This is a genomic window from Bradyrhizobium sp. CCBAU 11430, assembly GCF_028128855.1.
In the GTDB taxonomy this organism is placed as follows: Bacteria; Pseudomonadota; Alphaproteobacteria; order Rhizobiales; family Xanthobacteraceae; genus Bradyrhizobium; species Bradyrhizobium ottawaense.
In genome coordinates, this window is the sequence record NZ_LBJV01000066.1 from 131,165 (window position 1) to 157,980 (window position 26,816).

Sequence of the window (26,816 nt, forward strand, 5' to 3'; positions counted from 1 at the left end):
GCCGATCGAACGCGGCCGTCAGAGGCTAGATGCCCCGGCCGGCCTGTCGACCGATCACGCAGCGCCACGCAGCCAGTCGCTCCGCTGGATGCTGGTTCATCCAGTCGGCGAGCTGCGGTGCGCCCATCAGGCAGGACTGCACCGAAACCTCGGCGAAATCCGAGGTGGTGACGACCTGCTCGTGACAATTGGTCGGGGAGGCAAGGCTGCAAAGCACGGCGATGATCTTGATCACGACAGGTTACCCCCGTCGCGGCCGATATATGTACGACCCATCGCGGCCTTATCCTGGCCTTCGCTGGCCGGGTCGGTCGGCGGGAAGATACTGTCGTAGATGGCGCGCGCCTCCTGGATGAGACGTGCTCGCTCGCGCTCGGACTTGGAGACAAATCGAATGACTTCGCCCATGTTGGCTCCGAATATCAGTTGGCAAATCCCGTCATCAGATGACGCTTATCATTTCATCGTCATCTATGACGCCGTCTTCGGCTTTGAAGCGGTGTCGCCGGTCACGAAGGAGTAAAAAGCGCGTGAGCGCACTCCGGAATCCCAACGTCTCCCGTGCCTTTGATGCGCCGGGTTGAGATACCGCTCACCAGCTCACATCCGTTGCGGGGCTTCGGGAGCCGCGCGAGCGAATGCTGGTGTCGACTTGCTCCTTGCGCTCATCGGCAAGGATATTTTCGTCAAGAAAATTCTTCTGGACCGAATTTGTTTCACCTCGGGCCGCGTGCAAGTTTTTGGAACCATCCCGGAATTCGGCAACTCGATACGATCGATCGTCACGCCGCCGGCGCGCGCTCTTTCCGTCCCGGCACCGCCGCCAGCAGCTCGCGCGTATAGGCATGCTCCGGCGCGGCGAACAGCTGCGCGGTCGGCTTCAGCTCGACGATGGCGCCGCGCTGCATCACCGCGATGCGGTCGCAGATCTGGGCGGCGACGCGTAGATCGTGGGTGATGAACAGCATCGAGAGACCGAGGCGCGTCTTGAGGTCTTCGAGCAGCCGCAAGACTTGCGCCTGGACGGAGACGTCGAGCGCGGAGACGGCCTCGTCCGCGACGATGATCTCGGGTTCGAGTGCGAGCGCGCGCGCAATGCCGATGCGCTGGCGCTGGCCGCCGGAGAATTCATGCGGATAGCGCTCGAGCGCGCCGGCATCGAGTCCGACCATCTTGAGGAGATCGCGGGCCCGGTCGAACGCGACCTTGGGATCAAGGCCGGCCGCGATCGGACCGTCGGCGATGATGTGGCCGATCTTGCGGCGCGGATTGAGCGAAGCGAACGGATCCTGAAAGATCATCTGGATGCGATGGCGCTCGGCACGCAGCGCCTTGCCTGAGAGCTGGGTGAGATCGGTCTCGCCGATCCGCACCGTGCCGCGGTCGGCCTCGATCAGCCGCATCACCAGGCGCGCCACCGACGATTTGCCGGAGCCGGATTCGCCGACGAGGCCGAGCGTCTCGCCCCTGAGGATGTTGAAATTGACCGCGCGCGCGGCATCGACGCGGCGGTCTTCGCGAAACCAGCCGCCCGAGGTGACATAGGTCTTGTCGAGCCCGATCACCTCGACGGCCCTGGCCTGATCGTCGAGCGGCTCGCGCGCCGGCGGGTCCATCGAGGGCACGGCGGCGAGCAGCGCCTTGGTGTAGTCGTGCTGCGGCGCGTTGAAGACGGTTGCGGCCGGACCTTCCTCGACCACCTTGCCGTGCCGGAGCACGACGACCTGGTCGGCGATATCGGCGACCACGCCGAAATCGTGGGTGATGAACATCACCGCCATGTTGCGATTGCGCTGGAGGTTGCGGATCAGCTTGAGGATCTGCGCCTGCGTGGTGACATCGAGCGCGGTGGTCGGCTCGTCCGCGACCAGCACGGCCGGCTCGAGCGCGAGCGCCATCGCGATCATGGCGCGCTGGCGCTGACCGCCGGAGAGCTGGTGCGGATAGGCGCGGACGATGCGCTCGGGGTCGGGCAGGCCGACCTCCCGTGCCAAAGCGAGCGCTCGCGCGCGCCGCTCCCTCGGCGTCAGCAGGCCGTGGGCCTCGAACATCTCCGCCATCTGGTCGCCGATCCGCATCAACGGATTGAGCGCGGTCATCGGCTCCTGGAAGATCATCGCGAGACGGCGGCCGCGCAGATCGCGCCAACCGTCGTCGTCGAGCTTGAGCAGGTCGCGTCCCTCGAACTGGATCTCGCCGGAGGCGACCGAGACCGTATCCGGCAACAGGCCCATCAGCGCATGCGCGCACATCGACTTGCCGGAGCCGGACTCGCCGACGACGCAGACGATCTTGCCGGGCCGCAAGTCGAGCGAGACGCCGTCGACGGCGAAGGGACGCTCGGCGCCCTTGGGCAGGGCAATTCGCAGGTTCTTGATGGAGACGGCGGGCGGGGCGGTCATTGTCAGCGTCCCTCCCGCGACAGGCGCGGATTGAGCGCGTCGTTGAGGCCTTCGCCGATCAAATTGAGCCCGAGCACGGAGATCAGGATGGCGACACCGGGAAACACCGTGATCCACCAGGCCTGGCGGATCACGGTGCGGCCGGCGCCGACCATGTAGCCCCAGGAGATCAGATTGGGGTCGCCGAGGCCGAGGAACGACAGCGAGGATTCCAGGAGGATCGCGGTCGCCACCATCAGTGAGGCCAGCACGATCACGGGCGACAGTGCGTTCGGCAGGATCTCGCGCATGATGATCCAGGTGTTGCTCTGGCCTGTGACCACCGCCGCCTGGACGTATTCGCGCGTGCGCAGCGACAGCACCTCGCCGCGCACGAGGCGGGCGACCGGCGGCCAGCTCACCAGCGCGATCGAGGTCACGATCGAATAGATCGAGGGCTGCAGGATCGCGACCAGCACGATCGCGAGCGCGAAGCTCGGAATGGTCTGGAAGAACTCGGTGAAGCGCATCAGGGCGTCATCGACCCTGCCGCCGAAATAGCCGGCCATGGCGCCGATGGGAACGCCGACGATCAGCGCGACCAGCGTGGAGACGAGGCCGACAAGCAGCGAGACGCGTGCGCCAAAAATCATACCGGCGAACACGTCGCGGCCGAGCGCGTCGGTGCCGAGCGGCACGGCGGAGAGCGTAAACGGCGGCAGGAACGGCCGCTGCACCATCCGCCATGGCGAGTTCGGGAACAGCATCGGTCCGAACAATGCGACCGAGATCGCGAGAACCAGAATGATGAGCCCGATGACGCCGCTCGGGCTACGCAGCATCGATTTCCAGAACTGTTTCATGAGGCGAATTCGATGCGCGGATCGACCAGGCGATAGACGAGGTCGGTGATGAGGTTGAAGATCAGGACCATGGCGGAGCAGATCACGAAGACGCCGAGCAGCAGATTGTAGTCCCGCTGCAACAGCGCGTCGTACATCAGCCGTCCGATGCCGGGCCAGGCGAACACGGTCTCGGTGATGACGGCGCCGCCGATCAGCGTGCCGGAATGCACGCCGGCCAGCGTCACGACGGGGAGCAGCGCGTTGCGCAGCACGTGGCGGCGCTGGATCACGGCGTCCGAGAGGCCCTTGGCGCGCGCGGTCTTGACGAAGTCGAGCCGCTTCACCTCCAGCATCGAGGCGCGCGTCATGCGGGTATAGGTCGCCATGAAGAACAGGCCGAGCGTCATCGCCGGCATGATCAGGTGTTTTGCGACGTCGACCGCGTGGGCGAAGCCGGTGAGGTTCGCACCGACCGTCTCGTAACCAAAACTCGGCAGCCAATCCATGGTGACCGAGAACAGCAGGATGCCCATCAACGCCACCCAGAAGATCGGCATGGCGTAGAAGATCAGCGCGAAAACGGTGATGGCGGTGTCGAGGAAGGTTCCGGCAAAGCGCGCGGCGAAGGTGCCGAAGAGAATGCCGAGCATGAGCGAGATCGCGAATGCCGTCAGCGTCAACAGCAGCGTCGCCGGCAGCCGCTCGCCGATCAGCTTTGCGACCGGCGCCTGCTGGCGGAAGGAGAAGCCGAGGTCGAGGGTGACGACGCCCTTGACGTAGAGGAAGAGCTGCTCCGGCAGCGGCTTGTCGAGGCCGAATTTCTCCCTGAGCTGCTTGACGAAGATCTGGTCACTGGCCCCGGCCTCGCCCGCCATCACCACCGCGGGGTCGCCCGGCGCAAGCCGGATCAGGAAGAAATTGAGGACGACGATCGCAAGCAGGACGATCACGCCCTTGAGGACACGCTGAGCGACGAAGGAGAGCATCTAGTGAGTCATATTGGTGATGTGACCTGAAGCCACGGAGACGGAGCGACTCCCTCGCCCCGCTTGCGGGGAGAGGGTTGGGGTGAGGGGGACTCTCCGCGAGCGTATCAGCAGTTGGACTCGTGGAGACTCCCCCCCACCCGAATGTGCGCTATGCGCACATTCGACCTCTCCCCGCAGGCGGGGAGAGGTGAAGAAGGAAGGGCTCACTTGTCGAGCCATGCGTCCTTGAAGCCGTCATTGACCCCGATCCCCGTGGTGATCAGGTTCTTGACCTTGCAGCGCATGATGGTCGGGAATTGCAGCTCGAGCATCCAGGCCACCGGCACGTCTTCGACCAGGATCTTCTGCGCCTTCTCGTAGATCTCCTTGCGCTTGGAGTCCGGCGTTGCGACGGCACCGTCGGCGAACAGCTTGTCGATCTCGGGGTTGGAGTAGCCCTCGACGTTGTTGAAGACCTGGCCCTTGGCGATGGCGCTCGAGACGTAGTTTCGGCCGACGCCGAGCGCGGGATCGCCATACTGGTAGAGATAGGTGAAGGCGATGTCGTAGTCCCAGTCGCCGATCTTCTGGTTGCCGCCGGCGACGTCGGTGGCGATGGTCTCGATGTTGATGCCGACGTCCTGGAGGTTTTGCTTCACCGCTTCACCCCAGCGCTGCCAGGTCTCGCCATAAGCGAGCGGCAGCAGGCGGATCTTCTCGCCCTTGTAGCCGGCTTCCTTCAAGAGGGCCTTGGCCTTGGCCGGGTCGTACGGATATTTCGGCACGTCGTCAGTATAGTATTTGATGGTCGAGGCGGAGGGGCCGGTCGCGACCTTGCCGAGCCCGTTCCAGATCACGTCCTTGGCGAATTCGCGGTCGATCGCATACATGACCGCCTGCCGCACCCGCTTGTCGGCGAGCGGGCCCTGGCGGTTGTTGAGCCACAGCCAGGCCAGCGGCGAGAAGAACTCCCAGCCGGCGCCGGTGACGCAGGTGTCCTTCAGCTTGGACAGCCTGGGCACGTCGAAGTTCTCGACCGAGCCGCCGGGCAGCACGTCGACCTTGCCAGTCTCGTAGGCCACCGAGCGCGCGGCGGCGTCGGGAATGATCTGCCAGTAGATCTCGTCGAGATAGGGTTTGCCCTTCTCGTGATAGTTCGGGTTCTTGGCCAGGCGAATGAACGAGCCCTTCTGCCATTCCTTGAACATGAAGGGGCCGGTGCCGACCGGGGCGTTGTTGTAGGGATTGGTCTTCCAGTCGGTGCCGTCATAGAGATGCTTCGGCACCATCGGCATCGAGCCGACCTCGAAGATGCCGAGGAACGGGCCGAACGGCTGCTTGAGCGTGAAGACGACCGTGTAGTCGTCGGGCGCCTCGACCTTGTCGACCTGCGCGAGGTTGTTGCGGGCGCGCGCGTGGGTCTGCTTCAGCATCTCGACCGAGAACAAGACGTCGGCGGCGGTGAAAGGCTTGCCGTCATGCCAGGTGACGCCCTTCCGGAGCTTGAAGGTGTAGGTCTTGGCGTCCTCGCTGACGCTCCAGCTTTCGGCGAGCTCCGGCTGCGGTTCGAGCTTTGGGCTGTAGCGCAGCAGCCCTTCGAAGATGTTGCCCGACACCATCTGCACCGGGCCGTTCTGGACCATCGCCAGCATCAGGCCGGGCGGCTCAGGCTGGATCACCGCATTGATCACACCTCCCGTCTTCGGCTCTTGCGCCAGTGTCGGGGCCGTGAGGCCGCACGCCAGGAGGAGACCAAGCAACACTCGTTTCGGCATGTCGTATCTTTCTCAAGCGAGACCAGCCGTCAACGCTTCGCACGTCATGGCGCGCAAAGCTACGGCCGGCCCATCCCAGTCCCCATCCGGTATCGAGGCTCACACAGTCCCGTTCGGCGCCGCAAGATGAAAGTCGCGACAGTGTTCGCACAAAAAATGTACAGCGCGTCCTGTTTTCACTTGATTCATCGTCGTGCCGCGGAGACAAGTCGGCGATGGACAATGCCACGCGCTCCGAACGGTCCCGCAATGCTGCGCTCGAAGCAGCCATCGCGATCATCGCGCGCGACGGGCCGGGCCGGTTGACGCTCGATGCGATTGCGCGCGAGAGCGGGCTGAGCAAGGGCGGCGTGATGCATCAGTTCCGCACCAAGGAGGCGGTGCTGAAGGCACTCCTCGAGCGGCAGATGGCGCATTTCGAGGAGTTCTCGACGCGTTATATGGCGAAGGCGGGCGAGACCTCCGCGAATCCCAATCTGGCGACCCAGCTGGCCACGGTGCGCGAAGCGGCGACGTCGCCGAATTCCGCCGCGCTGGCGCTGGTTGCGGCCATGGTGGAGAATCCGCGTCTGATGGCGCTGCCGCGCGAGCGCGAGATGGAGCGGATGGCCGCGATCAGGGAAGAGGCCACGGACCCCGATCTCGCGATGCTGCGCTGGGCCGGAGCGATGGGACTGCTATTGAGTTCGCTGTTCGGCATGTCGCCGCTCAGCAAGGACGAGCACCAGCGACTGTTCGCGCGCCTGCTCGACGATGCGCAGTGGACCAGCCTCGAACAACCGGCCGCAAAACGTGCCGCCAAATCCGGAACGGCAGCGGTCGCGAAGGCTGCAACCCGGCGCAAACGCGCCTGATTCATCGTTAACGAATTCGAACCGGGCCTGCCCAAAGCCGCGCCTGCGGCCAAATGCGTCAGGACGTGACTTTCGAACTTTACAAACCGTCTGGTCGGTTTTATGACTCCGAGCACTGAGGCAGCCCAACGCTTCCGAAACGCCCCGGACGAAGCCGAGGGTTGGCAATGGTGAGCCCCGCAGCCGCGTCCGGTCCTTGACGTGGCTGCGGTCGCCATCGCCAGAACAGTGCCAAGAGGAGTCTGGAATGAATCGCTCGATCGCGGTGCGCGGTCTGGGAACGCTGGTGCTTTGCGTGGCCGTGGCCGGCTGCGCGTCGATCGCGCCGGTACCCTATTCGGAGATGGCGTCCTCGGCCTACATGGCGCCGGACAAATCGGACGTCTCCGGCCGCGTACCCTACCGCTATTCCACGCCGGTCGACTGGCGCATCTATAGCAAAGTGATCCTCGATCCCGTCGTGGTCTATCGTGGCCGGGATCATCAGTTCGGCGACATGTCCGGCAAGGACAAGGCGACGCTCGCTGCCTACATGCAGAACTGTTTCGCCGACCGGCTGCGCGGCCGCTTCGTGCTGGTGCGCGAGCCCGGGCCGAACACGCTGCGGATCAGGCTGACACTCACCGGCGCCGTCGCCAACACGCCGGTGCTCGGCACGCTCTCGCGCTTCGACCTTGCCGGCGCCGTCTACAACGGCGTGCAGGCGGCGCGCGACGGCGAGGGGACGATGACCGGCTCGGTCGTCTACGGCGTCGAGATCTTCGACGCAACGACCTCGCGGCTGCTCTCCGCCTACGTCACCAAGCAATACCCCGCTGCCTACGACATCAAGGCCACCGCCGGCGCGCTCGCGGCCGCCACAGCGGGCCTCGACAAGGGCGCCGACGCGCTGATGGCGCAGCTGAACTGACGCCGCGATCCACTGAACGAAAGGTGCTGCCGATGAACTTCTTGCTTCGCTTCCTGCTGCGCATCGCGATCACGATCGTGATGCTGGCGTTTGGCGGCCGCGCCGGCGCCGTCACGCCGACAGATCCGAGCGGCACCTGGCTGGTCGAGGACGGCCGCGCCCGAATCCGCCTCGAGCGGTGCGGGCCCTCTCGCGATCGCCTCTGCGGCTTCATCGTCTGGATGAAGGAGGCGGCCGACAAGCGCGGCCAGCCTTACCGCGACAGCCAGAATCCGGATCCGGACAAGCGCGCCCGCACATTGCTCGGCCACCAGCTCATCATGGGTCTGCAGGCGACGCCCGAGGGGCGCTTCGCCGGCGACATCTACAACGCCGAGGACGGCAAGTCCTACTCGGTGTCGATCTGGCGCGAGTCGCCTGATCGCCTCAAGCTCAAGGGCTGCCTCATCAAATTCCTGTGCCAGACCCAGACCTGGCAGCAGACCCTCGACGTTCTGCCCGGCCAGCTCGTCGGCCTGACCGGCGATCTCAACGGCCCGCGCGCCGACAAGGAATGGGCGGCGGTGCCGGCCCCGAGGCCGATCCAGGCCAAAGCGAAGTAGTCTTCAGGAGGTCCGCAGCGCCCGGCGCAATTCGTCGAGCGCGTCCGCGAGCTGCTCGCGGTGTGCGATGTCGTCCTTGGGGAGGGCGGCGACGCTGACGGCGAGCTCACGCAGGATGCCGGCGAGGAGGCCGAAATTGAGGTGCAGGTGCACCGATTTGCGTTCGTCGGCCGCGCCGGGATGCTGCAGCACCAGCGCAACACCGCTGCCATCGAGCCGCGCCTCGAACCGCGACGAATGCTCGAAGGTGCCGACATAGAACTTGTCGGGATATTCGAGCGCGATCTCTGCTTTGTCGGGAACCGGCCTGGACATCTGAACCTCGTCGATATCAGCCATTCTGGCCGGGAATAAACCCGGCTGCCTTGCGATAGGTCAGAGACGGCTTTCGAATTTGATCCGGATCAAAGCCAGGCCGCCGCTTTTGCGATCGAATAGCAACTGGCGGGACCCGGCGCGGTGCGTCCTGCCCCCCTGAGCCGTGAGACGCGTGAGACGATCGATGGACATCCAGGCCACGAATATCCCTGCGGCTGACGATAGCGGACCTGATGTCGCCGGCCTCGAGCTGCCGCCCGATGCGGGCGTGCAGCATTGTCTGCAATTGCTCGGCAATGCCGGCCTGCGCCCGACGCGCCAGCGCCTGGCGCTCGGCCAGTTGCTGTTCCTGCGCGGCCATCGTCATGTCACCGCCGAGAGCCTGTTCGAAGAAGCGATGGCGGCGAGCGCCGATCTGTCGCTCGCGACCGTCTACAACACGCTGAACCAATTCACCGAGGCCGGCCTCTTGCGCCGGATCGCGGCCGACGGCATCAAGTCGTTCTTCGACACCGACACATCGGTGCACCCGCACTTCTATCTCGAAGGCGAGGATGTGCTGGTCGACGTCGCCGAAGGTCTCGCCTTCACCAAGATCCCCGAGGCGCTTCCCGGCCACGAGATCGCGCGGCTCGACGTCATCGTCCATTTGCGCCGCAAGCGCGCGTAGCGCCGGGGTAAGAGAAGCCGCCTAGCGCAGCCCGGCGCGCCGGAATCCTTCCAGATAGTGTTCGCGATCCCCGTCATTGGCCCACGGCAGTTGCGTCGCGATCCAGTGCAGGGAGATGTCGGGCTGGGTGCGGCGGAGCTCGCCCAGCGCCGTCTCCGCAAGCGTTCCGTCACCGGTCATGCCGGCGGAGACCGCGAGCACGCGGTAGGCGCCGGTGAGATCGCCGCGATGGCGGATCGCCTCGCGCGCCAGCGCGATGGCCTCGTCATAACGGCGTTCGGTGAAGCGCGCATAGCCCGCGATGCCGTGATAGATCGCCAGCGACGGATCGCGCGGTGACAGCCGGATCGCCCGTTGGGCGGCCTCGAACGAATCCTTCGAGCGCCCGGCATAGGACAGCGCCAGTGCGTAATAGCCCTGCGCCAACGAGAAGTTCGGATTGAGTGCGAGCGCCTGCTCGAACTCGGACAGCGCGTCCGCAAGCCTGCGTGTCGAGAAGCAGACGCTGCCGAGGCCGACATGCGCCCAGGCATCCTCATGGTCGCAGCGCACCGCGGCCAGCGCGGCGGCTTCCGCCACCGGCGCCACGGTGGCGAGCTCGGCCCAGCCGAGATGCACGCCGAGCATGTAATTCGCCGCCAGCACCGACAGCGCCTGACCGTAATTCGGATCGATCCCGATCGCGCGTTCCAGCAGCGTCCGTGCGGCCTCGTGATCGCGCCGGGTCACGCGCCAATAATGCGACAACGCCCGCATCAGGAAATCCCAAGCGTCCAGGCTCGCAGGTCCCTTGCGGTGGGCGCGAAAACTCTCGGCCGCGTGAATCTGCGGTTCGATCGCCGCAGCGATCGCGTTGGTGATCTCGTCCTGGACGGCGAAGACGTCGACCAGCTCGCGGTCGTAGCGCTCGGCCCACAGATGGCTGCCTGACGTGGCATCGTTGAGCTGTGCGGTGATGCGCACCCGGTTGTTCGCCTTGCGCACGCTGCCTTCGACGACGTAGCGGACGCCGAGCTCCTCCGCGATCTGCCGGAGGTGGACTGCGCGCCCCTTGTAGGTGAAGGACGAGTTGCGCGCGATCACCATGAACCAGCGCTGCTTCGACAGCGCCGTGAGGATGTCCTCGCTGATCCCGTCGCCGAAATAGTCCTGCGCGGGATCGCCGCTCATGTTCTCGAACGCGAGCACCGCGATCGCCGGGCGGTCCCCCACGCGCGAGGGGGCGGGCCTGGCTTCGGCCGGCACGATCGACGCTGCCACATCTTCCCGGACCTCGCCGACGAAACGAAAGCCCTTGCGTGGGATGGTCTTGATCAGCCGCTGCGTCGCGCCGTCGTCGCCGAGCGCCTTGCGCGCGGCGTTGATGCGGCTGTTCAGCGCCGAATCCGAGATGATGCGATCGCTCCAGATCTGACTGATCAGGTCATCCTTGCTGACCACACGCGCGCGTTGCGCGACGAGATAGAGCAAGAGATCGAACACCTGCGGCTGCAACGGCACGGCTGCCCCGCCGCAGGTGAGTTCCCGCAGGTCGCCGTCGAGCACGTTGTTTTCAAAGCGAAATCGCACGTTTCTGTCGTCTCAAGCAAAAATCAAAGTCGTCTCAGGCGAAAATCAACCGTCCGCGAAAGTCTGGGGGCGTCCGATCCGGCATGGTGCGAAGACCAAACAGTGCCGATGCCTCGGCACAACGGAGCGTTCTATGACCCAACTTGATCACCAGGTTCATTCTATCAGCCCGGAGGTTGCGGGCTCACGCATTTTCAAGTTCATCGCCTTTCTGTACGGAATTGCGGCATATCTCGTGTTTTTCGTCACCATTCTCTACGCCATCGGCTTCGTCATGGGGCTGGTGGTGCCCAAGACCATCGATACCGGAACCGACACGCCGACGGCCGAAGCCGTCATCGTCAATCTCCTCCTGATGTCGCTGTTCGCCCTTCAGCACAGCGTGATGGCACGCAAGCAGTTCAAGGCGTGGTGGACGCAGTTCGTCCCCAAGCCGGTCGAGCGCTCGACATATGTGCTGTTCGCGAGTCTGTCATTGCTGCTCCTGTTCTGGCAGTGGCGTCCGCTGCCTGCGATCGTATGGAATGTCGAGAACCCGGATCTCGCCGTGACGTTGGTCACGCTGTCCTTCGCCGGGTGGATCCTGGTGTTCGCCAGCACCTACCTGATCAATCATTTCGAATTGTTCGGATTGCATCAGGTGACCAACCATCTGGTCGGCAAGGAGATGACGCCGCCGCGCTTCAGGACGCCGCTGCTCTACAATTTCGTCCGCCATCCGATCTATCTCGGCTTCATCATTGCGTTCTGGGCGGCGCCGACCATGACCGCGGGGCATCTGCTGTTTGCGGTCGTCACCACGCTCTACATCTTCGTCGGCATCGCGCTGGAGGAGCACGACCTCGTCGCTCTCTTCGGCGACGAGTACCGGCAGTACAAACAACGGGTGTCGATGCTTATTCCCTGGCGCCGGTCACTCTAGCCTCGGCGCGGCACCGCGCGCGTCCGCCGAACGGAGGACGCTTGGCCGCGCCAACTGAGGTATGCGAGCATCTCGCACGCCCGTCCCCTCAACGTCCCCCGGGGTGATGTCCCCCTTCACCCCGACACCTCTCCCCACATTCCCATCGGTCCCGACATATTGTGGACGAGGAGCGGGGAGAGGATTTCTTCCTCTTCATCAAACGGAGACGACCAAATGAAACATGTCGGAAATTGCTTCTGTGGCGCGGTCACGATCGAGGTCACGGGCGCACCGGAGGCGATGGGCTATTGCCATTGCCGTTCCTGCCGCTCCTGGTCGGGCGGCCCGGTCAACGCCTTCAGCCTGTGGAAGCCCGAAGCCGTGCGCGTCACCGAAGGCGCCCAGAATGTCGAGACGTTTGCCAAGACGCCGCTCAGCGAGCGCAAATTTTGCAAGAAGTGCGGCGGCCATCTCATGACCAACCATCCGCCGCTCGGACTGGTCGACGTCTTCACCGCCACCATCCCGACGCTCGCATTCGCGCCCGGCGTTCACGTCAACTATGCCGAGACCGTGCTGCCGATGCGCGACGGCCTGCCCAAGCTGAAGGATTTTCCGGCCGAGTTCGGCGGCAGCGGCGAGATGATGCAGGAGTAGCGGCGCCGGTGTCGAGAGGGCGGCAACGCGCCGCCCTCTTTGTAGAGAAGGATAACGGATTAGCCGCCGCGCGATTCGACGACCTTGCGGCAGCTGTCCGAGAGCTTCGACTTGTTCTCGCGCAGGCAGGCATTCATCTGCGGCGGCTTGCCGATATGTTCGGCGCAGAATTTGCTGGCATCGCCACGGCAGGCCATTTGCTCCTGGACCGATGGACCGGATTGCGCAGCAGCGGGCAGGGCGGAAGCGGCGAGCAGCAGCGCGGCAACAGCTGAAATCTTCATAAAGCACCTCTCTGGAATCGACGTTGTCCCGACCGGGATCAATCGGGCCGGACCATCTCGCGAAGGCCGTGCACGGGTCCATGCCATGTTCATGGCGTCGGCCCGGTGTCCCGGCCGCAGCGACCCCCATCTTCATGGCATGTATCCGCGCGCCGTCTTTTGTCATTCAGGCTGCACCTCGGCTGCGAAACCCGGTGATTGCATCGGGACGCCGAACGGGAAGCAGGAGAGCAAAGGATGTCGAAGAGAGCTGGAGCGCTGAGTGCGGGGCTGACGGTCATGGCGCTGGCCGGCGCGGCGATGGTATCGCTGGGCACGAGCCCGGCACAGGCGGTGGTCTATTGCAAGACGGTCGGCGTGCCCAAGGGCTGCGTGGTGCGGCCGACGGCGGCGGTGGTGGTCGCGCCGGGAGCGCCGGTCGCAAGGGCCGCGGTCGCAACACCCGGCGTCGGCGCGCCCGGGGTCGGCGTGCGCGCGGGAACGCCGATGAATCGCGGCGGCCCGGTCAATCGTGTCGGCGTGCGCTGATATTTCCATTCGATTGAATTGATTGCATCGCCTCGGGCCCAGGGCGCTCTGCGGACGACCCCCCCCGTCCTCCGCCGGCAAATCACCCGGCCCGTTCCCTCTCTCCGCGCGTCCCACACGTTCGGAGAGGGGGCTTTTCAGCCCGCAGCCGCGTCGCTGTCGGGAAAACGCTGCGGCAATTGCAGCCGCACGCGCGTCCCGGAAGCATCGGAGCTCAGGTCGAGCAGCGCGCCGCAGCGCGCGGCGCGATTTCTCATGTTGCGCAAGCCGCGCGCGGTCTGGCCGGTGCGCCCGGCTTCGTCATGGCCGGCCAGCGCAAAGCCTTGGCCGTCGTCGGTCACGCTGATCAGGCCGTACGGCCCCTCGCTTGCATCGAGCGTCTCGATGGTGACCGCGATGCGATGTGCCTGTGCGTGCTTGACCGCATTGGTCACGGCCTCGTCGAGGATGCGCACGATCTGGATGACGTGCCATGGCCTGAGTTCAGGGTGCAGCGGCAGGCCCTGCGGGGTCGCCACGCGCCAGTCGAGCGTGATGTCGTGCGGCCGCAATTGTGCGCTCGCGCGCTCGCGCCAGGAGCCGAGCGCGAGCATCAGGTCGCCGCCGATGTCGTCCATGGAATCGATGACGAGGCGCAGATCCTTCAGCGCGGCCCGGGCAGCGTCGGTGATGGTCGCGCCCTCATGGCCGCGCTCGGAGAGCGCGACGATGCTGACCAACTGGCCGCCGAGGCCGTCATGCAGGTCGCGCATCAGGCGCGTGCGCTCATTGGCGAGCGCGGCGGCGCGCGCGCGCTCCTCCTCGCGGACGAAGCTCGCCTTCAGCCGCTCCTCGGCCTCGCGCACGCGCGTCACCAACTGGCCGGCGAAGCTGTCGACCTGGTTCAGCGCGCGGGCGAAGCGCCAGGTCAGTCCCGCGCCGATCGCGACCAGCATCGCCGAATAGGACAGGCGCGAGACGAAGATGCGATCGTTGCTCACGATCTCGAGCACCGTGAGCATGTCCTGGATCCAGCAGACCAGCACGATGGTGACGGCGCAGCCGATCGTGAAGCTCGCCGCGTCCTGCCGCCGGACGACCGCGGTCGCGGTCACCCAGGCCATCAGAACCAGGCAAAGCCCGACCGTGGGGATGCCGAGCACCAGAAAAAGAATGCGCGGCAGCGGCGGGCCTCCGATCAGCCCGACCACGAACACGACCAGGCCCGGCACGAACAGCAGCATGCCGTAGCGCGGCCAGCGCCAGCCGAAGAACAGCACGCCGAACATGACGACCAACGCGCTCTCGATCGGCGCGGACGCCAGCAGCACCGCGGCAAGCCGCGACGTGGCGGCCGGCGGCACCGGCGGCGGGACGTAGGCCTGCACCACGCCGAGCACCATCGCAGCCGCCAACACGCCATAGACCGGCTCGCGGCGCCGCATCAGCCACATGATCGCGAGGATGACGGCGAGGATCGACTGCCAGGCGGAAAACACCACGGGCAGGGTGACAAACAGCAGCGTCCGCGTCTCATAGGCTGGCCGCAAGGCGGCATCCGGCCCGACATAGACAGTGTCGAGAAAACCCTTCAACGGTCCCCACACGAACAGGCGCACCGTGATCTCGTTGGCGCCCTCGCGCAGCAGTGAGGCGGGGATCGCTGCGATCTGCGGCGTGTTGCGGTCGGGCCGGTTGGCGTTGGCGTCGCGCCGGGAATCGAGCACGACGACGCCGTCGACGGCGACCTCCACCGCGTTGCTGAAGCGCGGCAGGTAGACCGACCATCCCGATGCCGCTTCGCCGCGCCGGAACGTGAAGCTGCCGGTGTAGATCGGCGGGTCGTCCAGGGAATAGCGCGACGCCGTGAAATGCGGCAGGTTCACGGGCAGCGTCACGCCGTCCTGCCGCAGCGAAAATCCGCTCAGCGCAAAATCGTCGGGGTCGTTCGGCTGCAGCAGCCGCAGCCCGAGAATGGTGGCGATCACGATCAGCGCCTGCAGCAGCAGATAGGGCACGAGGCGCGAGGCGATCAGTCGGCGCCGCGGCCGCGTGGGCTCCTTCGGAGCTGCCCTTGTAGGTGCCTTGGCCGCGATCTCGCTCACAGCTTGATCAGGCCCTGCTGCACCGCTTCGAACACCGCTTCGCTGCGCGTGTGCACCTCGAGCTTGCGATAGATGTTCTTGATATGGCCGGGCACGGTCTGCTTGGACAGGCCGAGATGGCTGGCGATCTCGGCATAGCTGAAGCCTTTTGCGATGCCCCAGAGGATGTCGATCTCGCGCGGGGTCAGCCTCGCCGTATTGAGCACGGGTCCCGGCGGTGGCTCCGCCGAATTTGGCACGGCACCTTGGGTTCTGCGCACGATGAAGCGCGCGATCGAGGCCGAGATCGGCGAATGGCCGGCGACCAGATCGCGCACGGTGGTGGCGATGTCGGTGGGGAAGGCGTCCTTGAGCAGATAGCCGGTGGCGCCGACCGTGATCGCCGAGATCACGCTCTCCTCGTCGCCGAGGGCCGAGATCACCATGATCTCGGTGTCGGGGAAGCGCTGCCTCATCTCGCGGATCAGCTCGATGCCGTGGCCGTCGGGCAGGCGCAGATCGGTCAGCAGCACGCGGGGCGCGCCGCCGGCAAGCGCGGAACGGGCTTCGCCGAGCGTGCCGGCGCTGCGCACCTCGTAGCCGGCCTTGACCAGCGCATCCTGCAGCCGCCAGCAGGTCGGCGCGTCGTCCTCGACGAGGAGGATGGTGATGGGTTCACCCGTCTCGCCCTGTTCGGTCATGATCATGGTCCCGCGACCCGCGTGTCCCCCGCGGCGCAAGGGCAAGTTTAACCGCCGGACGCGGGCAGCGACACCCATAATCATGGGGGCGGGAATGCCCCGTGTCCAAGTCGCGGCGCTGAGCGCTCCGACGCTGCGTCCCCACTGGACCTCAGTTGCTCGCCAGCGGTAATGCCGGCTTGTCCGGCGGCATCGGTGGGGCCGGCAGGCGCTGGACCTTGATCTTCGCAGTGCCGCTGTTGTTTCGGTAGAAGAGATCGTGCGGCCCCTGGATCGCATCGAGCCAGGACGGGACCAACGACTCCGGAAGCAGCCGCGGGAATATCTGGACGGCGTCATTGACGTAGAAGAACAGCTCGCCGGACTCGGGCGCCACGAATTCGGCGACGACGCGGCCGGTCAACAGCTGCTTCGTCCAGGCCTGGCCTGCCTCGGCGAGCATGACCGGCGGAATCGGTTCGAATTTGCCGAGGCCGTCGAGCCTGCCCTTGAACTCGGCCGTGTCGTCGAGCCGCACGGGGTACCTGTTGCGGCTCCTGCTGATGTCGTCCTCCGCGGGCAGGGTGGGCTTCATGCGGCGGGGAAATTCGTCGGCCGGCATCACGTTGACTGCCTTGAGCGGCAGGTCGTTGATGCCTTTGCTGCCGACGCGCACCACGGGCTGGAACCAGTCCGCCGCGAACAGACGACGCTCCGGCAGCGCCACGTAGTGGTGCGGCTCGTAGGTCGCAAATCCGTTCGCGCCGCTCATGATGGTGCGGTCGAACCATGGTTCTTTGATCTCGAGAAAGACGCGGTATTTGCGGCCCTTCTCGACGGCGAGCCCGCTCCACCAGCAAAAGTCCCTGGTGTCGAACAGCGCGCGCGCGTCGACCGGCTCGTCCGTCACCGGCGTGCCGGTCTGGAACGCGGCAGAGCCCTTGACCGTAGGCGGCGAGCAGACCGAGCCGAGGGCGAGACGACCGGTGAACAGGCTGCTCGACACGATCAGCGCGGCCGAGCCGAAGATCGCGATCAGGAAGACCGCCGGCACCAGTCCCCTGGTGATGACGCGTTGCGCCGGGCTGGCATTCAGGCGCATCCAGTGTCCGAACCGCATCAACGGCCCCGGCTTGTCGATGTGCTTCATGCTCGCCCTGCGGCGCGACGTGTTCCAGGCAAGACGCGCCCGCTCCTCGATGTCGTCACGCAACGTTCCGTTCTTGTGCCAGATCCACCAGGTGACGATCACCACGATCGACGTCAGGAAGGGATAGTAGGTCGCGATGTTGAGCCAGGGGGCCGCATAGGACGGCAGCACGTCTCGCAGCAGATTGGTCAGCGGCGCCACCACTGCGCCCATCACCCAGTCGATATTGGTGATGAAGGACAGTGCGCCGGTGCCCTCCAGGGCGCGGTCTTCGGACCACTGCACCAGCGCGTGCGCGATCCACGGCCAGGCGGCGATGACGCCGGCCATGAACAAAAGCGAGAAATAGGCGACGCGCCGCCACCACACGGTGTCGCGCGTGAGGCTCGACATGGTGGCGTCAGGCGTGCTCATCGCGGTAAAGGCTTTCGCCTCCTGCTCGCGTCGAGGGCCCGTCGCCTTTGCCAGATAGGCCGCTTTCAGAGCCTCGCGCGCATGCTGCTCGTCGATATCCTTGGTCTCTCCCTCGGATCGCAGTGGCAACCTCGTTCCGTCCGGCAGCAGCACCAGGCAGTTCGCCGGAAGCATGATGGGCGCGTAATCGTCGCAGCCGAGCAGCATGCGCTCGATGACGGCGAAGTGCACCACCGGCAGCCCGCCATTCACGTCGCCGCCGAGGATCGGACGCGGCCCGTAGCGGTACAGCACTGCTGCGCCGCTGCGGGAATCATGCCGCGGTCCGAGCGCCGATTGATATTCCCTGAAATGCTCGATCTCGCCGTCCTGGAAGCGCAACCGATCGCCGAGCTGCTCGACCATCCAGACCAGCGGCACGAAGGACAGCGTGGATTCTGGATAGCCGCCGCCGATATCGGAATGGACGCCCGTGAACCACACTTCCTTGACGATCTGCCCCTGCGCCAGATGGCTCTGGTCGATCCGCAGCGGATGGAAGGTGGTGCGTTCGTCGTCGAGTGCGAGCGCGTGACAGGCGTGCCTGACCTTGTGCGACAGCCGGTGATTGCGGAACGAGATCGGCCAGATCGCCCAGTCGACGGCGAGGCGGAGCTCCTCGACCGGCACGCCGAAGGCCTCGACGGTGTCGAACAGGCCGAGGAATGCGATCTCGACCTCGCTGCGCCCGTTCATCTTGCCCCGCACCTCGGCGTAGCTGCGGTGCCGGCAAAGCCAGTGATAGACGAACAGCAGGAAATCGCGGATCCAGCGCGTGACCCAGATCGTCGGCAGGCTCTTGGTCCAGGGCACGGTCTCGCGCCGGTACTCGCGCCAGGCGGCTTTGACGTTGCGCCCCATCTCCGCATGCGACACCGGCGTGTCGTCGATCTCCGCCGGCACCAGGCCCTGGCTCGAGATCAGCGCCGCCAGCGTGCGCGCGGTGAAGGCGCCGCGGCTGAAGCCGAAGATGTAGATGTCGTCGCCGGGTCGCCAGTTCCAGCACAGGAAGCGATAGAGTTTGCGGACGTTGCCGGGGACGCCGATGCCGGTGGCGCCGTCGAGCGCGGCAAGCGGTGCCCAGCCGGCGGTGCCGACACCCTTGATGTAATGCGCGATCTGATCAGGCTGGGTATGGTCCAGGGCTTCATAGAGACGCCAGACGCTGGATTCCTGCGTGGTGAACGCATTGCCGGTGCCGTCGGCGAACAGCACCAGCTTGCGTCTTGGCAGGGCCGCGCTCGCGCTCCCGCCGGCATTCCCATCCCTGTCGCTGGGCGCGCGTTCCGGCCTCGGAGAATCGGCGTTCCCCCCGACATCATGATGCGTCATGGGCCCCTCCGGCAATTCGACAAGGAAAGCGTCAGGCCAAACCGGGCATCATACCCCAGAATCAATCAGTGGTTGAAATCTCTGACTCATGAAAATACAGGTGCATTCTGCGCACAGTCGCGCTGAGGTAGCAAGCGGGATCATGCGGCGTCGCCGTGTCGGGTCGTCGCTGGCTGGCAGCGGCGATCCGGCGGGGCTGTTTCCAGCGGTCGCTGTCTCCGTGGCGACAGACTTGTGCTGGATGGGCTGATGCCGTTACGAGAGATCCATCCGCGGCGGCGGGTAGCGCCGCGCCAACAGCGACAGCGACAGATCGCGCTCGTCCGCCGGCAGCTCCAGATAGGCCAGCACCAGCGGCCGCTTCCAGTCGCCGACGCCGAAATCCATCGCCATCCATTTCTGCGGCTCGGGGCCTTCGAGCCCCCGAACCCAGACGAAATAGCGGGGGAGATCGTCGGCGTCCGTCCTGCGTGTCCTGGCCATCAAACTGTCCGCTGCATCAGATCGGTTGCCATAGGATATAGGAACTGGCGCGGCGAAGTCGAACGCCTCCAGACGCGTAATCTCTCCTCCTCGTCATTGTGAGGAGCTCTTGCGACGAAGCAATCCAGACTGCTTCCGCGGATGCATTCCTGGATTGCTTCGCTTCCGCCTTCGCTCTTCGAGCTTCGGCGGACGAGGCGCTCGCAGTGACGGGAGAGAGCGTGCCTCTCTCTCTCTCTCTCTCTCGTGCCCCGGACGCAGCGCAGCGCTACTTCAGCGGTGCGCTGCAGAGCCGGGGCCCATGTCGCGGCGTTGGAATGTGTCACCTCTGGGTCCCGGGCCGCGATCCAAAAATTCTGCTTGACCGAAATTCGGAAATATCGTATGTGTTCCTCATCCTGGCCCAAGGATAAGGGGCGTTTCGCGATCGTCACGATGCGCGGGCCGGGTGGCGGTGGACGGGGAGCGCATCGGCGCGCCAGCAATCGCAGGGCGGGTTTGGCCCGTGAGCGGTTGAGCAACGCGCACACGACCGGTGCGGTCCGCGTACGGCAAAAGCGTGTCGTCCTGACGCCCGGGGTCTGTGCGTCAAGGCTTGCGGTGATGTGAGCTGCCCGACCGGGCGTGCGCATCAGCCATCCGCAAGGCGACGGGGGCAATAGTGCATCGCTCCCCGGGGAGAGCGCGCCATAAGCCGTCAAACCACTGCGCAGGGAAAGGCCGGGATGTCCTGGGCTGCCTGTATGCCGCTGTGCATTTGTCTTCGCAATTTGCGCGCAGCGGACCGCGGGTGCCAGCCGGCGCCCGGCCTTCCCTGCGCCCTTTCTTCAGGAAGGGGCGTCGAGAGAAGCACAGGACTCGGGCGTCATGCGTCGCGAGGGCGAAGAGGCGTGTCCTGCTATTTGAAAATTGAGGTGGGTCCGCTCGTCCTGCCGATCACCGCCACAACTCGCAGGTCGCCACGCGGTTGATGTCGGCGAGCCGGCGGGCGGCATTTCCGTGCAGATCGAGGCTTTCGACCAGCGTCAGCAGGCGCCGATAGGCGATTTCGGCAGTGTCGACCGGCAGCGGGGCCTCGTCAAAGGCCTCGACATAGCTGCCGACGACACCGCTGAGCAGGCGGCACAGGCCGCGCTGGGCGGGATCGTGCTGGCCGAGCGTTTCGAGCTTCTGCTGAAAGGTCTGGAAGGTCCGCAAACCGTGGTGTTGCTGCGAAAGCCACGCGTGCAGGTCGTTCATATGAGCTCCTTCGAGTGACGGAAGAAGCTACCGGTTTATACAGTGGAGATGCGGGGATGGCTAGGGTGGGGGGAGCGGAGCTTGGACTCGTTGACCCAGTCCGCCTTCGCCAAGGCTTCGGCGGGACAGCCTTCACTGCTTCGCTTCGATGGTTCGGAGGTCGGCTCGCCCAGCCGTAGCTGCGAAGCAGCGAAGGCTGGTGCCCCTGGCCGGAATCGAACCAGCACTCCTTGCGGAACTCGATTTTGAGTCGAGCGCGTCTACCAGTTCCGCCACAGGGGCCCTCGGTCGGCCCTTGAAGGGAGCGTCGCGAAGCCGGCGGACTATAGCCATGGACAAAGCGGGGTCAACCCGCGCCAAAGTGATGTCGGCCGTTCTCGACAGCCGCATGGACCGGGGCTAGAGGCTTAAGGGCGCGACCTATCGGAAAGAGGCTGCCGTGACGACCCAGAGTGCCGCCATACCTGCGTTCAAGCCGGCTGCCAGCGGCTCTGCGCTCACTGCCTCGCTGCTCGTCACGCTGATTGCCGCGGCGACCATCGCGGGCGCCTGGTTCTTCCAGCTCGTGCTGGAGATCCTGCCCTGTCCGCTCTGCCTGGAGCAGCGCTACGCCTATTACCTCGCGATTCCGCTCGGTGGGCTCACGGCGCTGGCGGCGCGGAGCGGAGCGCCGCGGCCGCTGCTGCTGGCGGGGCTCGCGATCCTCGCGCTGGCGACGCTCGCCAATGCCGGCCTCGGCACCTACCATTCCGGCGTCGAATGGGGTTTTTGGAAAGGGCCGACCGATTGCTCCGGTCCCGTCGTCAATCTCGGCAATGCCGGCGATCTCTTTTCAAAGCTCGACAGCGTGAAGGTGGTGCGCTGCGACGAGGTGCAGTGGCGCTTCCTCGGCCTCTCGCTCGCCGGATATAATGTGCTGATCTCGCTGCTGATGGCCGCGATTGCCGCGTGGGGATTTGCGCGGACGGCGAGAGGCTAGGCAAGCCGCCGTAGGGTGGGCAAAGGCGCGCCCTTCGCGCGCCGTGCCCACCATCTCGTAGTGATAAGGGCGAAAGAGAACGTGGGCACGGCGCTAGTGCGCCTTTGCCCACCCTACGAGAGTTCGGCTCCATCAATCATCCACATCGTCCTGCGTGCGCCCGAACAGATGCACGATGCCCGGCGTTGCGATCGTCACGAACACGAAACGCGACAGGTGGTGGGCCCCGACGAAGATCGGGTCGATGTGCAAGGTCAGCGCCAGCGCCAGCATGGCGTCCATCGCGCCCGGCGCGAAGGCGACCACGACATCGGAGAACTTGACCTGCGTGGTCAGCGCGACGATGCCGACGAAAACGGCGGAGACGGCGATCGCGACCGTGAACGAGCCCAGTGCCGCGTTGATGTGACCGGCGAGCGTCTTGATGCGCATCCGCGCGAAACGGCTGCCGATCAGCGCGCCGATGCCAACCAGCGCCACACCGCGCACCCAGTCCGGCAGGCCGCCCTCGACCCAGCCGGCGCCATGCAGCACGCTGGAGGCGATCATGGCGCCGAACATCCAGCTCGCCGGAAACCTGATCAGGCGCAGGACCAACGCCATGGCCAGCGAGGCCGCGACCAGCTCCACGAGATCGAGCGGCGAGGCGATCGTCGTCGCCAGCGACGGCGCGGCGGAGGGGGCGACGCCCGCAAATGCAAGCACCATCGGCAAGGCCGCGGTGAGGATGATGACGCGCATGGTCTGCACCACCGCGATGCCCGGCAGGTCGGCGCCGCGCTCGACCGCCAGGATCGTGATCTGCGACAGCGCGCCGGGGCTGCCGGCCAGGAAGGCCGAGGTGCGGTCCCAGCCATGGATGCGCTGGAGGTAATAGCTCGAGCCGAAGGTCGAGCAGAACGTCGCCAGTGCAAGCAGCCCGATGGTGAGGGGGTATGTGCCGACCTGCTGAAGCAGATGGCGCGAGACCACCGAGCCCAGCGAAATCCCGAGCAGCACCAGCACGGTCTGGGTCAGGAGCGGCGGCAGCGCGAGCTGGCGCCCGGCGATCGCGGCAATCCCGACCGCGATCATCGAGCCGGAGATCAGCCCGCCGGGAAGGCCGGCGAGGAGAAACACAAGGCCGCCGGCGGTGCCGATGACGAGCGTCTCCGCCGTGCTCAAGATCTTGGCACGGCTCGGCCATTCAAACGACAGGGAGGCGGCGATTTGCTTCACGCCACCTTATCGCAAATCAGCGAGAGGCGCACAATTGCAGGCTCGTCATGCCGCAATGCGCGCGCCTCTCGCTGGAAGCTCGCGGAAGATCGTGTCGGAGGCCTACTTCTTGTCGGCAGCCGGCGCGGCGGTGCCCGCCTTGGCGGTCTTGATGCATTCGGAGCGGAATTTCTTGCGCTCCTTGCCGTGCAGGCCCTTGGCGTCGGCCTGCTTGGAGCATTCGAGCGACTCGGCCGAACGCTCCTTCGGGGCTTTCTTGTCGGCCGTGGCGGCGGCATCGATCTTGGTATCGGTCTTGGCCGCCGGCGCGGCGGTCTGCGCGAAGGCGGTGCCGCCGGCGAGCAGGGAGGCGAGGGCGACAGCGGCGAGGCGAGAGGCGAGGGTCATGGTGTTGCACTCTTCTGGCGAGAATTGCGAAGGGTTGCGAACGTCGGCTCGCGTTGCTGAACGCGACATGAATAATCTGAACGGCGTCGTTACTATATTTTGGCGGCCGGGAGCCATCGCTTCCTTGTCGCAAATGGCCGGCACGCTAGGATAGCAAGTCTTGTTTCACTTCCCCTCGGGGGAAGACCAAGGAGGAGACCTGAGGATGACCATTCAATCGAAAATGCTGTGCGCGATTGCGTTGTCGGGATTTGCTGCGTTGGCGGTATCGTCGCCAGCGCAGGCGCTGACGTCGCAGGAGTGCAGCGCCAAATACCAGGCGGCCAAGAAGGACGGCTCGCTCGGCACCATGAAGTGGAATGACTTCCGCAAGGCCCAGTGCGGCGCGGATGCAACGCCGGCTGCTGCAGCACCGGCTGCTCCCGCACCGACCGCGGCTGCGCCCGCCGCTCCCGCCGAGCCGAAGCAGGCCAAGAAGGAGGCGGCCCCGGCCGCCGCGCCGACCCTGCCGGCGGGACCCGCGATCTATCCGAACGCGATCGATCCGAAATATGCCAAGGAGACCCCGGGCAAGGGGCGCCTGCACACCTGCGTCGACCAGTACAACGCCAACAAGACCACCAACGGCAACGGCGGCATGAAGTGGATCCAGAAGGGCGGCGGCTACTACAGCGAATGCAACAAGAAGCTGAAGGGCGCCGCCTGAGCTTCGAGCTGATGCGAAGGCCGGAGCAACGCTCCGGCCTTTCTGCTTAAATTTTAGTTTGAGCATGATCTTTCGGAAAACCGCTGCACACTTTTCCGGATCATGCTCTAGTTGAGCAGCTTCTCGGCCGATTTCGCCACCAGTTGGGACCGCTTGCGCGGCCCGCGCTCGACGAACAACAGGCTCTGGCCGAAGATGAAGCAGTAGAACAGGAAGGCCTGCGCCTCGGCCTCCTCGGGCGCAAGCCCGGTCGCGCGATAGAGCTCGGCCACGTGCTTGAGCCGCGCTGCGTCCACGCTCGCCACGGCGGCCGCGGCGTTCTCGTCGGAGCGGGCCCATTGCCGGATCGCGAGCTCGATCGCCATGGCTTCCGGATTGAGCCGCTCGGAGTAGAGCTGGATCACCGCCTTCAGCCGTTCGCGGGGGTGTTGGCCATCGAGGCGCGTCTGCTGCGCGATCGACGCGGCCCGCCCCTCGCGCCAGCGCTGCAGCATGGCTTCGAGCAGCGCGGCGCGGTCGGCGAAGCGGCGATAGAAGCCGCCCTTGGTGACGCCGAGATTCTTGGCGAGCACCTCGACCCTGACACCCTCGACCCCCGAGCGGGCGAGCTCGGCAAACCCCGCCTCGACCCAGACATCGCCCTTGCCGTCGCTCATGAAAGAAGCCTCTCGAACTCTTGATACGGTGCCGTATTGCTAACGCGTCTCGTGCCTGATACGCTACCGTATCAAGATCAATAAACAACGAGGGCGGAATGGCGATAGAGCAGGAGGCGACCTATCGCGGCACGGTCTATCCGTGGCAATGCGACCATGTCGGCCACATGAACATCATGTGGTATGTCGGCAAATTCGACGAAGCCAACTGGAATCTGTTCGCCCGCCTCGGCCTGACGCCGAGCTATTTGCGCTCCTCCGGCCGCGGCATGGCCGCCGTGCAGCAGAACATCGCCTACAGGCGCGAGCTGCTCGCCGGCGACATCGTCGAGGTCCGCAGCCATCTGCTCGAGGTCCGCGACAAGTCGATCCGCTTCCGGCACGACATGACGAATGCCGAGACCGGCGAGATCGCCGCAACTTGCGAGATCACCGGCGTGCACATGGATCGGAGCCAGCGCAAATCGGCGCCGTTCGCGGATGCCATCCGGGAGATCGCTCTGCGCCGTCTCGCCGATCCGGCCGAGGCCTGAACCATGGCCGCGTTCGAGCCGAAGAACCCGGGCTATCGCGCGGCGGCGATCGCAATGTTCGACGGCCAGCCGGCGATGCACACGCTCGGCATCGTGATCGTCCGCCTTGCACCGGGCGAGGCCGAGCTGGCGATGCTGCATTCGCCTGATCTCACGCAGCAGAACGGTTTTGTCCATGCCGGCATCATCACGGCAGGGCTCGACAACGCCTGCGGCGTTGCCGCCTTTACCCTGATGCCAAGGGAGGCTGACATCCTCACCGTCGAGTTCAAGACGACCCTGCTGGCACCCGCTCGCGGCGAACGGTTCGTGTTCAGGGCGGAGGTGGTCAAGCCCGGCCGCACGCTCACGTTCTGCGAGGCCAGGGCGTTTGCCGAGCACGAGGGCAACACCACGCTGATCGCCACGATGACCGGGACGTTGATGGCGATGCTGCCGCGCATTGCTGCTTCGCACGAGCCGCGCACGTCTCATGCATAGCTGCGATTGACAAGCCTGTCGGCGCATCTCTTGATGCGACGGTCATGCTTGCGAGTCTCGGCCTCATCCTGCTGTGCCAATTGATCGGCGAAGCCGTCGTGCGCGGCCTCGGGCTACCCTTGCCGGGACCTGTGCTCGGCCTGCTGCTGCTCCTGATCCTGCTGCTCGCCCGCGATCGCTTCGCAGCGCTTGCATACGGGCCGCTGCGCAACGACGGCGTGGAAACGGCAAGCAAGGGCCTGCTGGCACATCTGTCGCTGTTGTTCGTGCCGGCCGGCGTCGGCGTCGTGCAGAAGCTCGACCTGCTCGCCTCCCATGGCATCGCCATCGTCCTCGTGCTTGCGCTCTCCGTGGTCGTCACGCTGCTCGCGACGGTGCTGACCTTCCGCCTCGTCAGCCGCCTGTTGAAGCAGCAGGACGCGCGATGAGCGACAATCCGTTCTCGCTCTGGGTCTATCTCTCGCAGTCGCCGCTGCTGTGGCTGACGGTGACGCTGCTGGTCTATGCGACCACGGATGCGGTGTCGCTGGCGACGCGGCGCCATCCGCTCGCCAATCCCGTGCTGCACGCGATGTGGATCATCGGCGCGTTCCTGCTCGCGACCGGCACGTCCTATACGAGCTATTTCGCCGGCGCGCAGTTCGTGCACTTCCTGCTCGGGCCTGCCACCGTGGCGCTCGCGGTCCCGCTCTATGAGAACCGCAGGCGCGTCGTGTCATCTATCGTGCCGATGCTGGTGGCGCTGCTCGCGGGATCGGTCACGGCGGTGGTGTCGGTGGTGCTGCTGGCCGAGCTTGCCGGCCTGCCGCGCGACGTGGTGCTGTCGCTGGCGCCGAAATCGGTCACCGCCGGGGTCGCCATGGGTATCGCCGAATCCCTGCACGCCGATCCCTCGCTGGCGGCGGTGGCGGTGATCCTCACCGGCATCATGGGCGCGATCATCGTGACGCCGCTGATGAACCGCACCGGCGTCACCGATTACCGGGCGCGCGGCTTCGCCGCCGGCCTTGCCGCGCATGGCATCGGCACCGCGCGCGCGTTCCAGGTCGACGAGATTGCCGGCGTCTTCTCCGGCATCGCCATGAGTCTCAACGCCTTGGTGACCTCGTTCCTGGTCCCCCTGGCGGTCACGCTGCTGGTGCGATGACATCGTCGCCGCGACACTCTATATGATCGGTAACAATTCCCGGTC

Annotated in this window: 30 protein-coding genes and 1 tRNA gene; 13 read left to right on the forward strand and 18 right to left on the reverse strand. The window is 65.6% G+C overall.

Annotated features, from left to right (window positions below; genetic code table 11):
• Positions 1–25: 25 nt before the first annotated feature.
• The 6 genes from XI04_RS25675 to XI04_RS25700 form a co-directional block, all read right to left on the reverse strand.
• Positions 26–235 (reverse strand): hypothetical protein, encoded by a 210-nt coding sequence (locus XI04_RS25675; protein WP_028139869.1) that lies wholly within the window; start codon positions 233–235, stop codon positions 26–28.
• A complete protein-coding gene (locus tag XI04_RS25680) occupies positions 232–408 on the reverse strand; it encodes a hypothetical protein (RefSeq protein WP_162832263.1) in 177 nt (58 codons plus the stop codon). The genes XI04_RS25675 and XI04_RS25680 overlap by 4 nt, the downstream gene beginning before the upstream one ends.
• A gap of 374 nt (positions 409–782) precedes the next feature.
• Complete coding sequence (locus XI04_RS25685; RefSeq protein ID WP_028139870.1) at positions 783–2,402, reverse strand: ABC transporter ATP-binding protein; 1,620 nt, start codon at positions 2,400–2,402, stop codon at positions 783–785.
• Positions 2,403–2,404: 2 nt separating this feature from the next.
• A complete protein-coding gene (locus XI04_RS25690) occupies positions 2,405–3,244 on the reverse strand; it encodes an ABC transporter permease (RefSeq protein WP_028139871.1) in 840 nt (279 codons plus the stop codon).
• Positions 3,241–4,212, reverse strand: coding sequence for an ABC transporter permease (locus tag XI04_RS25695; protein ID WP_028139872.1), 972 nt, complete (start codon positions 4,210–4,212; stop codon positions 3,241–3,243). The genes XI04_RS25690 and XI04_RS25695 overlap by 4 nt, the downstream gene beginning before the upstream one ends.
• 206 nt (positions 4,213–4,418) lie before the next feature.
• The gene (locus XI04_RS25700) at positions 4,419–5,969 is read right to left on the reverse strand and encodes an ABC transporter substrate-binding protein (protein ID WP_028139873.1); all 1,551 of its coding nucleotides are present in this window, start codon (positions 5,967–5,969) and stop codon (positions 4,419–4,421) included.
• A gap of 215 nt (positions 5,970–6,184) precedes the next feature.
• Here XI04_RS25700 and XI04_RS25705 point away from each other — a divergent pair, with 215 nt between their 5' ends.
• The 3 genes from XI04_RS25705 to XI04_RS25715 all read left to right on the forward strand — a co-directional run bounded on the left by XI04_RS25705 (position 6,185) and on the right by XI04_RS25715 (position 8,335).
• Positions 6,185–6,823, forward strand: coding sequence for a TetR/AcrR family transcriptional regulator (locus XI04_RS25705; RefSeq protein WP_028139874.1), 639 nt, complete (start codon positions 6,185–6,187; stop codon positions 6,821–6,823).
• A gap of 247 nt (positions 6,824–7,070) precedes the next feature.
• The gene (locus tag XI04_RS25710) at positions 7,071–7,733 is read left to right on the forward strand and encodes a DUF3313 domain-containing protein (protein ID WP_038971893.1); all 663 of its coding nucleotides are present in this window, start codon (positions 7,071–7,073) and stop codon (positions 7,731–7,733) included.
• A 32-nt stretch (positions 7,734–7,765) separates the two neighbouring features.
• Complete coding sequence (locus tag XI04_RS25715; RefSeq protein ID WP_271609209.1) at positions 7,766–8,335, forward strand: DUF2147 domain-containing protein; 570 nt, start codon at positions 7,766–7,768, stop codon at positions 8,333–8,335.
• 3 nt (positions 8,336–8,338) lie between these two features.
• Here XI04_RS25715 and XI04_RS25720 read toward each other — a convergent pair whose 3' ends face one another.
• The gene (locus tag XI04_RS25720) at positions 8,339–8,650 is read right to left on the reverse strand and encodes a hypothetical protein (RefSeq protein ID WP_095425200.1); all 312 of its coding nucleotides are present in this window, start codon (positions 8,648–8,650) and stop codon (positions 8,339–8,341) included.
• A gap of 187 nt (positions 8,651–8,837) precedes the next feature.
• Here XI04_RS25720 and irr point away from each other — a divergent pair, with 187 nt between their 5' ends.
• Positions 8,838–9,323, forward strand: coding sequence for a Fur family transcriptional regulator Irr (gene irr / locus XI04_RS25725; protein ID WP_271609210.1), 486 nt, complete (start codon positions 8,838–8,840; stop codon positions 9,321–9,323).
• A 21-nt stretch (positions 9,324–9,344) separates the two neighbouring features.
• On the opposite strand, the gene XI04_RS25730 is transcribed toward irr, so the two are convergent.
• Positions 9,345–10,892 (reverse strand): winged helix-turn-helix domain-containing tetratricopeptide repeat protein, encoded by a 1,548-nt coding sequence (locus tag XI04_RS25730; protein ID WP_038948573.1) that lies wholly within the window; start codon positions 10,890–10,892, stop codon positions 9,345–9,347.
• A 133-nt stretch (positions 10,893–11,025) separates the two neighbouring features.
• Between XI04_RS25730 and mddA the strand changes: the two genes are divergently transcribed.
• Positions 11,026–11,814, forward strand: a complete 789-nt coding sequence (gene mddA / locus XI04_RS25735) for a methanethiol S-methyltransferase (RefSeq protein WP_028139880.1) — start codon at positions 11,026–11,028, stop codon at positions 11,812–11,814.
• Positions 11,815–12,030: 216 nt separating this feature from the next.
• On the forward strand, positions 12,031–12,453 hold the full coding sequence (locus XI04_RS25740) for a GFA family protein (RefSeq protein WP_028139881.1): 423 nt from the start codon (positions 12,031–12,033) through the stop codon (positions 12,451–12,453).
• Positions 12,454–12,512: 59 nt separating this feature from the next.
• On the opposite strand, the gene XI04_RS25745 is transcribed toward XI04_RS25740, so the two are convergent.
• Positions 12,513–12,737 (reverse strand): hypothetical protein, encoded by a 225-nt coding sequence (locus XI04_RS25745; protein ID WP_028139882.1) that lies wholly within the window; start codon positions 12,735–12,737, stop codon positions 12,513–12,515.
• A 237-nt stretch (positions 12,738–12,974) separates the two neighbouring features.
• Here XI04_RS25745 and XI04_RS25750 point away from each other — a divergent pair, with 237 nt between their 5' ends.
• Entirely contained in the window at positions 12,975–13,265 is a 291-nt protein-coding gene (locus XI04_RS25750) for a hypothetical protein (RefSeq protein WP_018316308.1), read from the forward strand.
• A 137-nt stretch (positions 13,266–13,402) separates the two neighbouring features.
• On the opposite strand, the gene XI04_RS25755 is transcribed toward XI04_RS25750, so the two are convergent.
• The 6 genes from XI04_RS25755 to XI04_RS25780 form a co-directional block, all read right to left on the reverse strand.
• On the reverse strand, positions 13,403–15,349 hold the full coding sequence (locus XI04_RS25755; protein WP_271609211.1) for a sensor histidine kinase: 1,947 nt from the start codon (positions 15,347–15,349) through the stop codon (positions 13,403–13,405).
• Entirely contained in the window at positions 15,346–16,029 is a 684-nt protein-coding gene (locus tag XI04_RS25760; RefSeq protein WP_028139885.1) for a response regulator transcription factor, read from the reverse strand. Before XI04_RS25760 ends, XI04_RS25755 begins: the two co-directional genes overlap by 4 nt.
• 151 nt (positions 16,030–16,180) lie before the next feature.
• Positions 16,181–18,943: a DUF2235 domain-containing protein gene (locus tag XI04_RS25765; protein ID WP_097668977.1), complete on the reverse strand. Its 2,763-nt coding sequence runs from the start codon at positions 18,941–18,943 to the stop codon at positions 16,181–16,183.
• A gap of 255 nt (positions 18,944–19,198) precedes the next feature.
• Positions 19,199–19,426: a hypothetical protein gene (locus tag XI04_RS25770; protein WP_028139887.1), complete on the reverse strand. Its 228-nt coding sequence runs from the start codon at positions 19,424–19,426 to the stop codon at positions 19,199–19,201.
• 936 nt (positions 19,427–20,362) lie between these two features.
• Positions 20,363–20,665, reverse strand: coding sequence for a hypothetical protein (locus XI04_RS25775; RefSeq protein WP_028139888.1), 303 nt, complete (start codon positions 20,663–20,665; stop codon positions 20,363–20,365).
• Between the two features lie 197 nt (positions 20,666–20,862).
• A tRNA-Leu gene (locus XI04_RS25780) sits at positions 20,863–20,947 on the reverse strand.
• 157 nt (positions 20,948–21,104) lie between these two features.
• Here XI04_RS25780 and XI04_RS25785 point away from each other — a divergent pair.
• Complete coding sequence (locus XI04_RS25785) at positions 21,105–21,644, forward strand: disulfide bond formation protein B (protein ID WP_271609212.1); 540 nt, start codon at positions 21,105–21,107, stop codon at positions 21,642–21,644.
• A 132-nt stretch (positions 21,645–21,776) separates the two neighbouring features.
• Here XI04_RS25785 and XI04_RS25790 read toward each other — a convergent pair whose 3' ends face one another.
• Both XI04_RS25790 and XI04_RS25795 read right to left on the reverse strand, forming a co-directional pair.
• Positions 21,777–22,862, reverse strand: a complete 1,086-nt coding sequence (locus XI04_RS25790) for an AbrB family transcriptional regulator (protein ID WP_028139890.1) — start codon at positions 22,860–22,862, stop codon at positions 21,777–21,779.
• A 102-nt stretch (positions 22,863–22,964) separates the two neighbouring features.
• Positions 22,965–23,249, reverse strand: coding sequence for a PsiF family protein (locus XI04_RS25795; RefSeq protein ID WP_028139891.1), 285 nt, complete (start codon positions 23,247–23,249; stop codon positions 22,965–22,967).
• A 205-nt stretch (positions 23,250–23,454) separates the two neighbouring features.
• Between XI04_RS25795 and XI04_RS25800 the strand changes: the two genes are divergently transcribed.
• The gene (locus XI04_RS25800) at positions 23,455–23,955 is read left to right on the forward strand and encodes a hypothetical protein (protein ID WP_038948551.1); all 501 of its coding nucleotides are present in this window, start codon (positions 23,455–23,457) and stop codon (positions 23,953–23,955) included.
• A 107-nt stretch (positions 23,956–24,062) separates the two neighbouring features.
• Here the strand turns inward: XI04_RS25800 and XI04_RS25805 are convergent, their stop codons facing one another.
• Positions 24,063–24,611, reverse strand: a complete 549-nt coding sequence (locus tag XI04_RS25805; RefSeq protein ID WP_038948550.1) for a TetR/AcrR family transcriptional regulator — start codon at positions 24,609–24,611, stop codon at positions 24,063–24,065.
• 104 nt (positions 24,612–24,715) lie between these two features.
• Between XI04_RS25805 and XI04_RS25810 the strand changes: the two genes are divergently transcribed.
• Genes XI04_RS25810 through XI04_RS25825 form a run of 4 tightly spaced genes read left to right on the forward strand, consistent with a single transcriptional unit; the run spans position 24,716 to position 26,771 of the window.
• Complete coding sequence (locus tag XI04_RS25810) at positions 24,716–25,144, forward strand: acyl-CoA thioesterase (RefSeq protein ID WP_038948549.1); 429 nt, start codon at positions 24,716–24,718, stop codon at positions 25,142–25,144.
• Between the two features lie 3 nt (positions 25,145–25,147).
• The gene (locus XI04_RS25815) at positions 25,148–25,624 is read left to right on the forward strand and encodes a PaaI family thioesterase (protein ID WP_028139895.1); all 477 of its coding nucleotides are present in this window, start codon (positions 25,148–25,150) and stop codon (positions 25,622–25,624) included.
• Positions 25,625–25,668: 44 nt separating this feature from the next.
• Complete coding sequence (locus XI04_RS25820) at positions 25,669–26,052, forward strand: CidA/LrgA family protein (RefSeq protein ID WP_028139896.1); 384 nt, start codon at positions 25,669–25,671, stop codon at positions 26,050–26,052.
• The gene (locus XI04_RS25825; protein ID WP_271609213.1) at positions 26,049–26,771 is read left to right on the forward strand and encodes an LrgB family protein; all 723 of its coding nucleotides are present in this window, start codon (positions 26,049–26,051) and stop codon (positions 26,769–26,771) included. The genes XI04_RS25820 and XI04_RS25825 overlap by 4 nt, the downstream gene beginning before the upstream one ends.
• Positions 26,772–26,816: the final 45 nt, after the last annotated feature.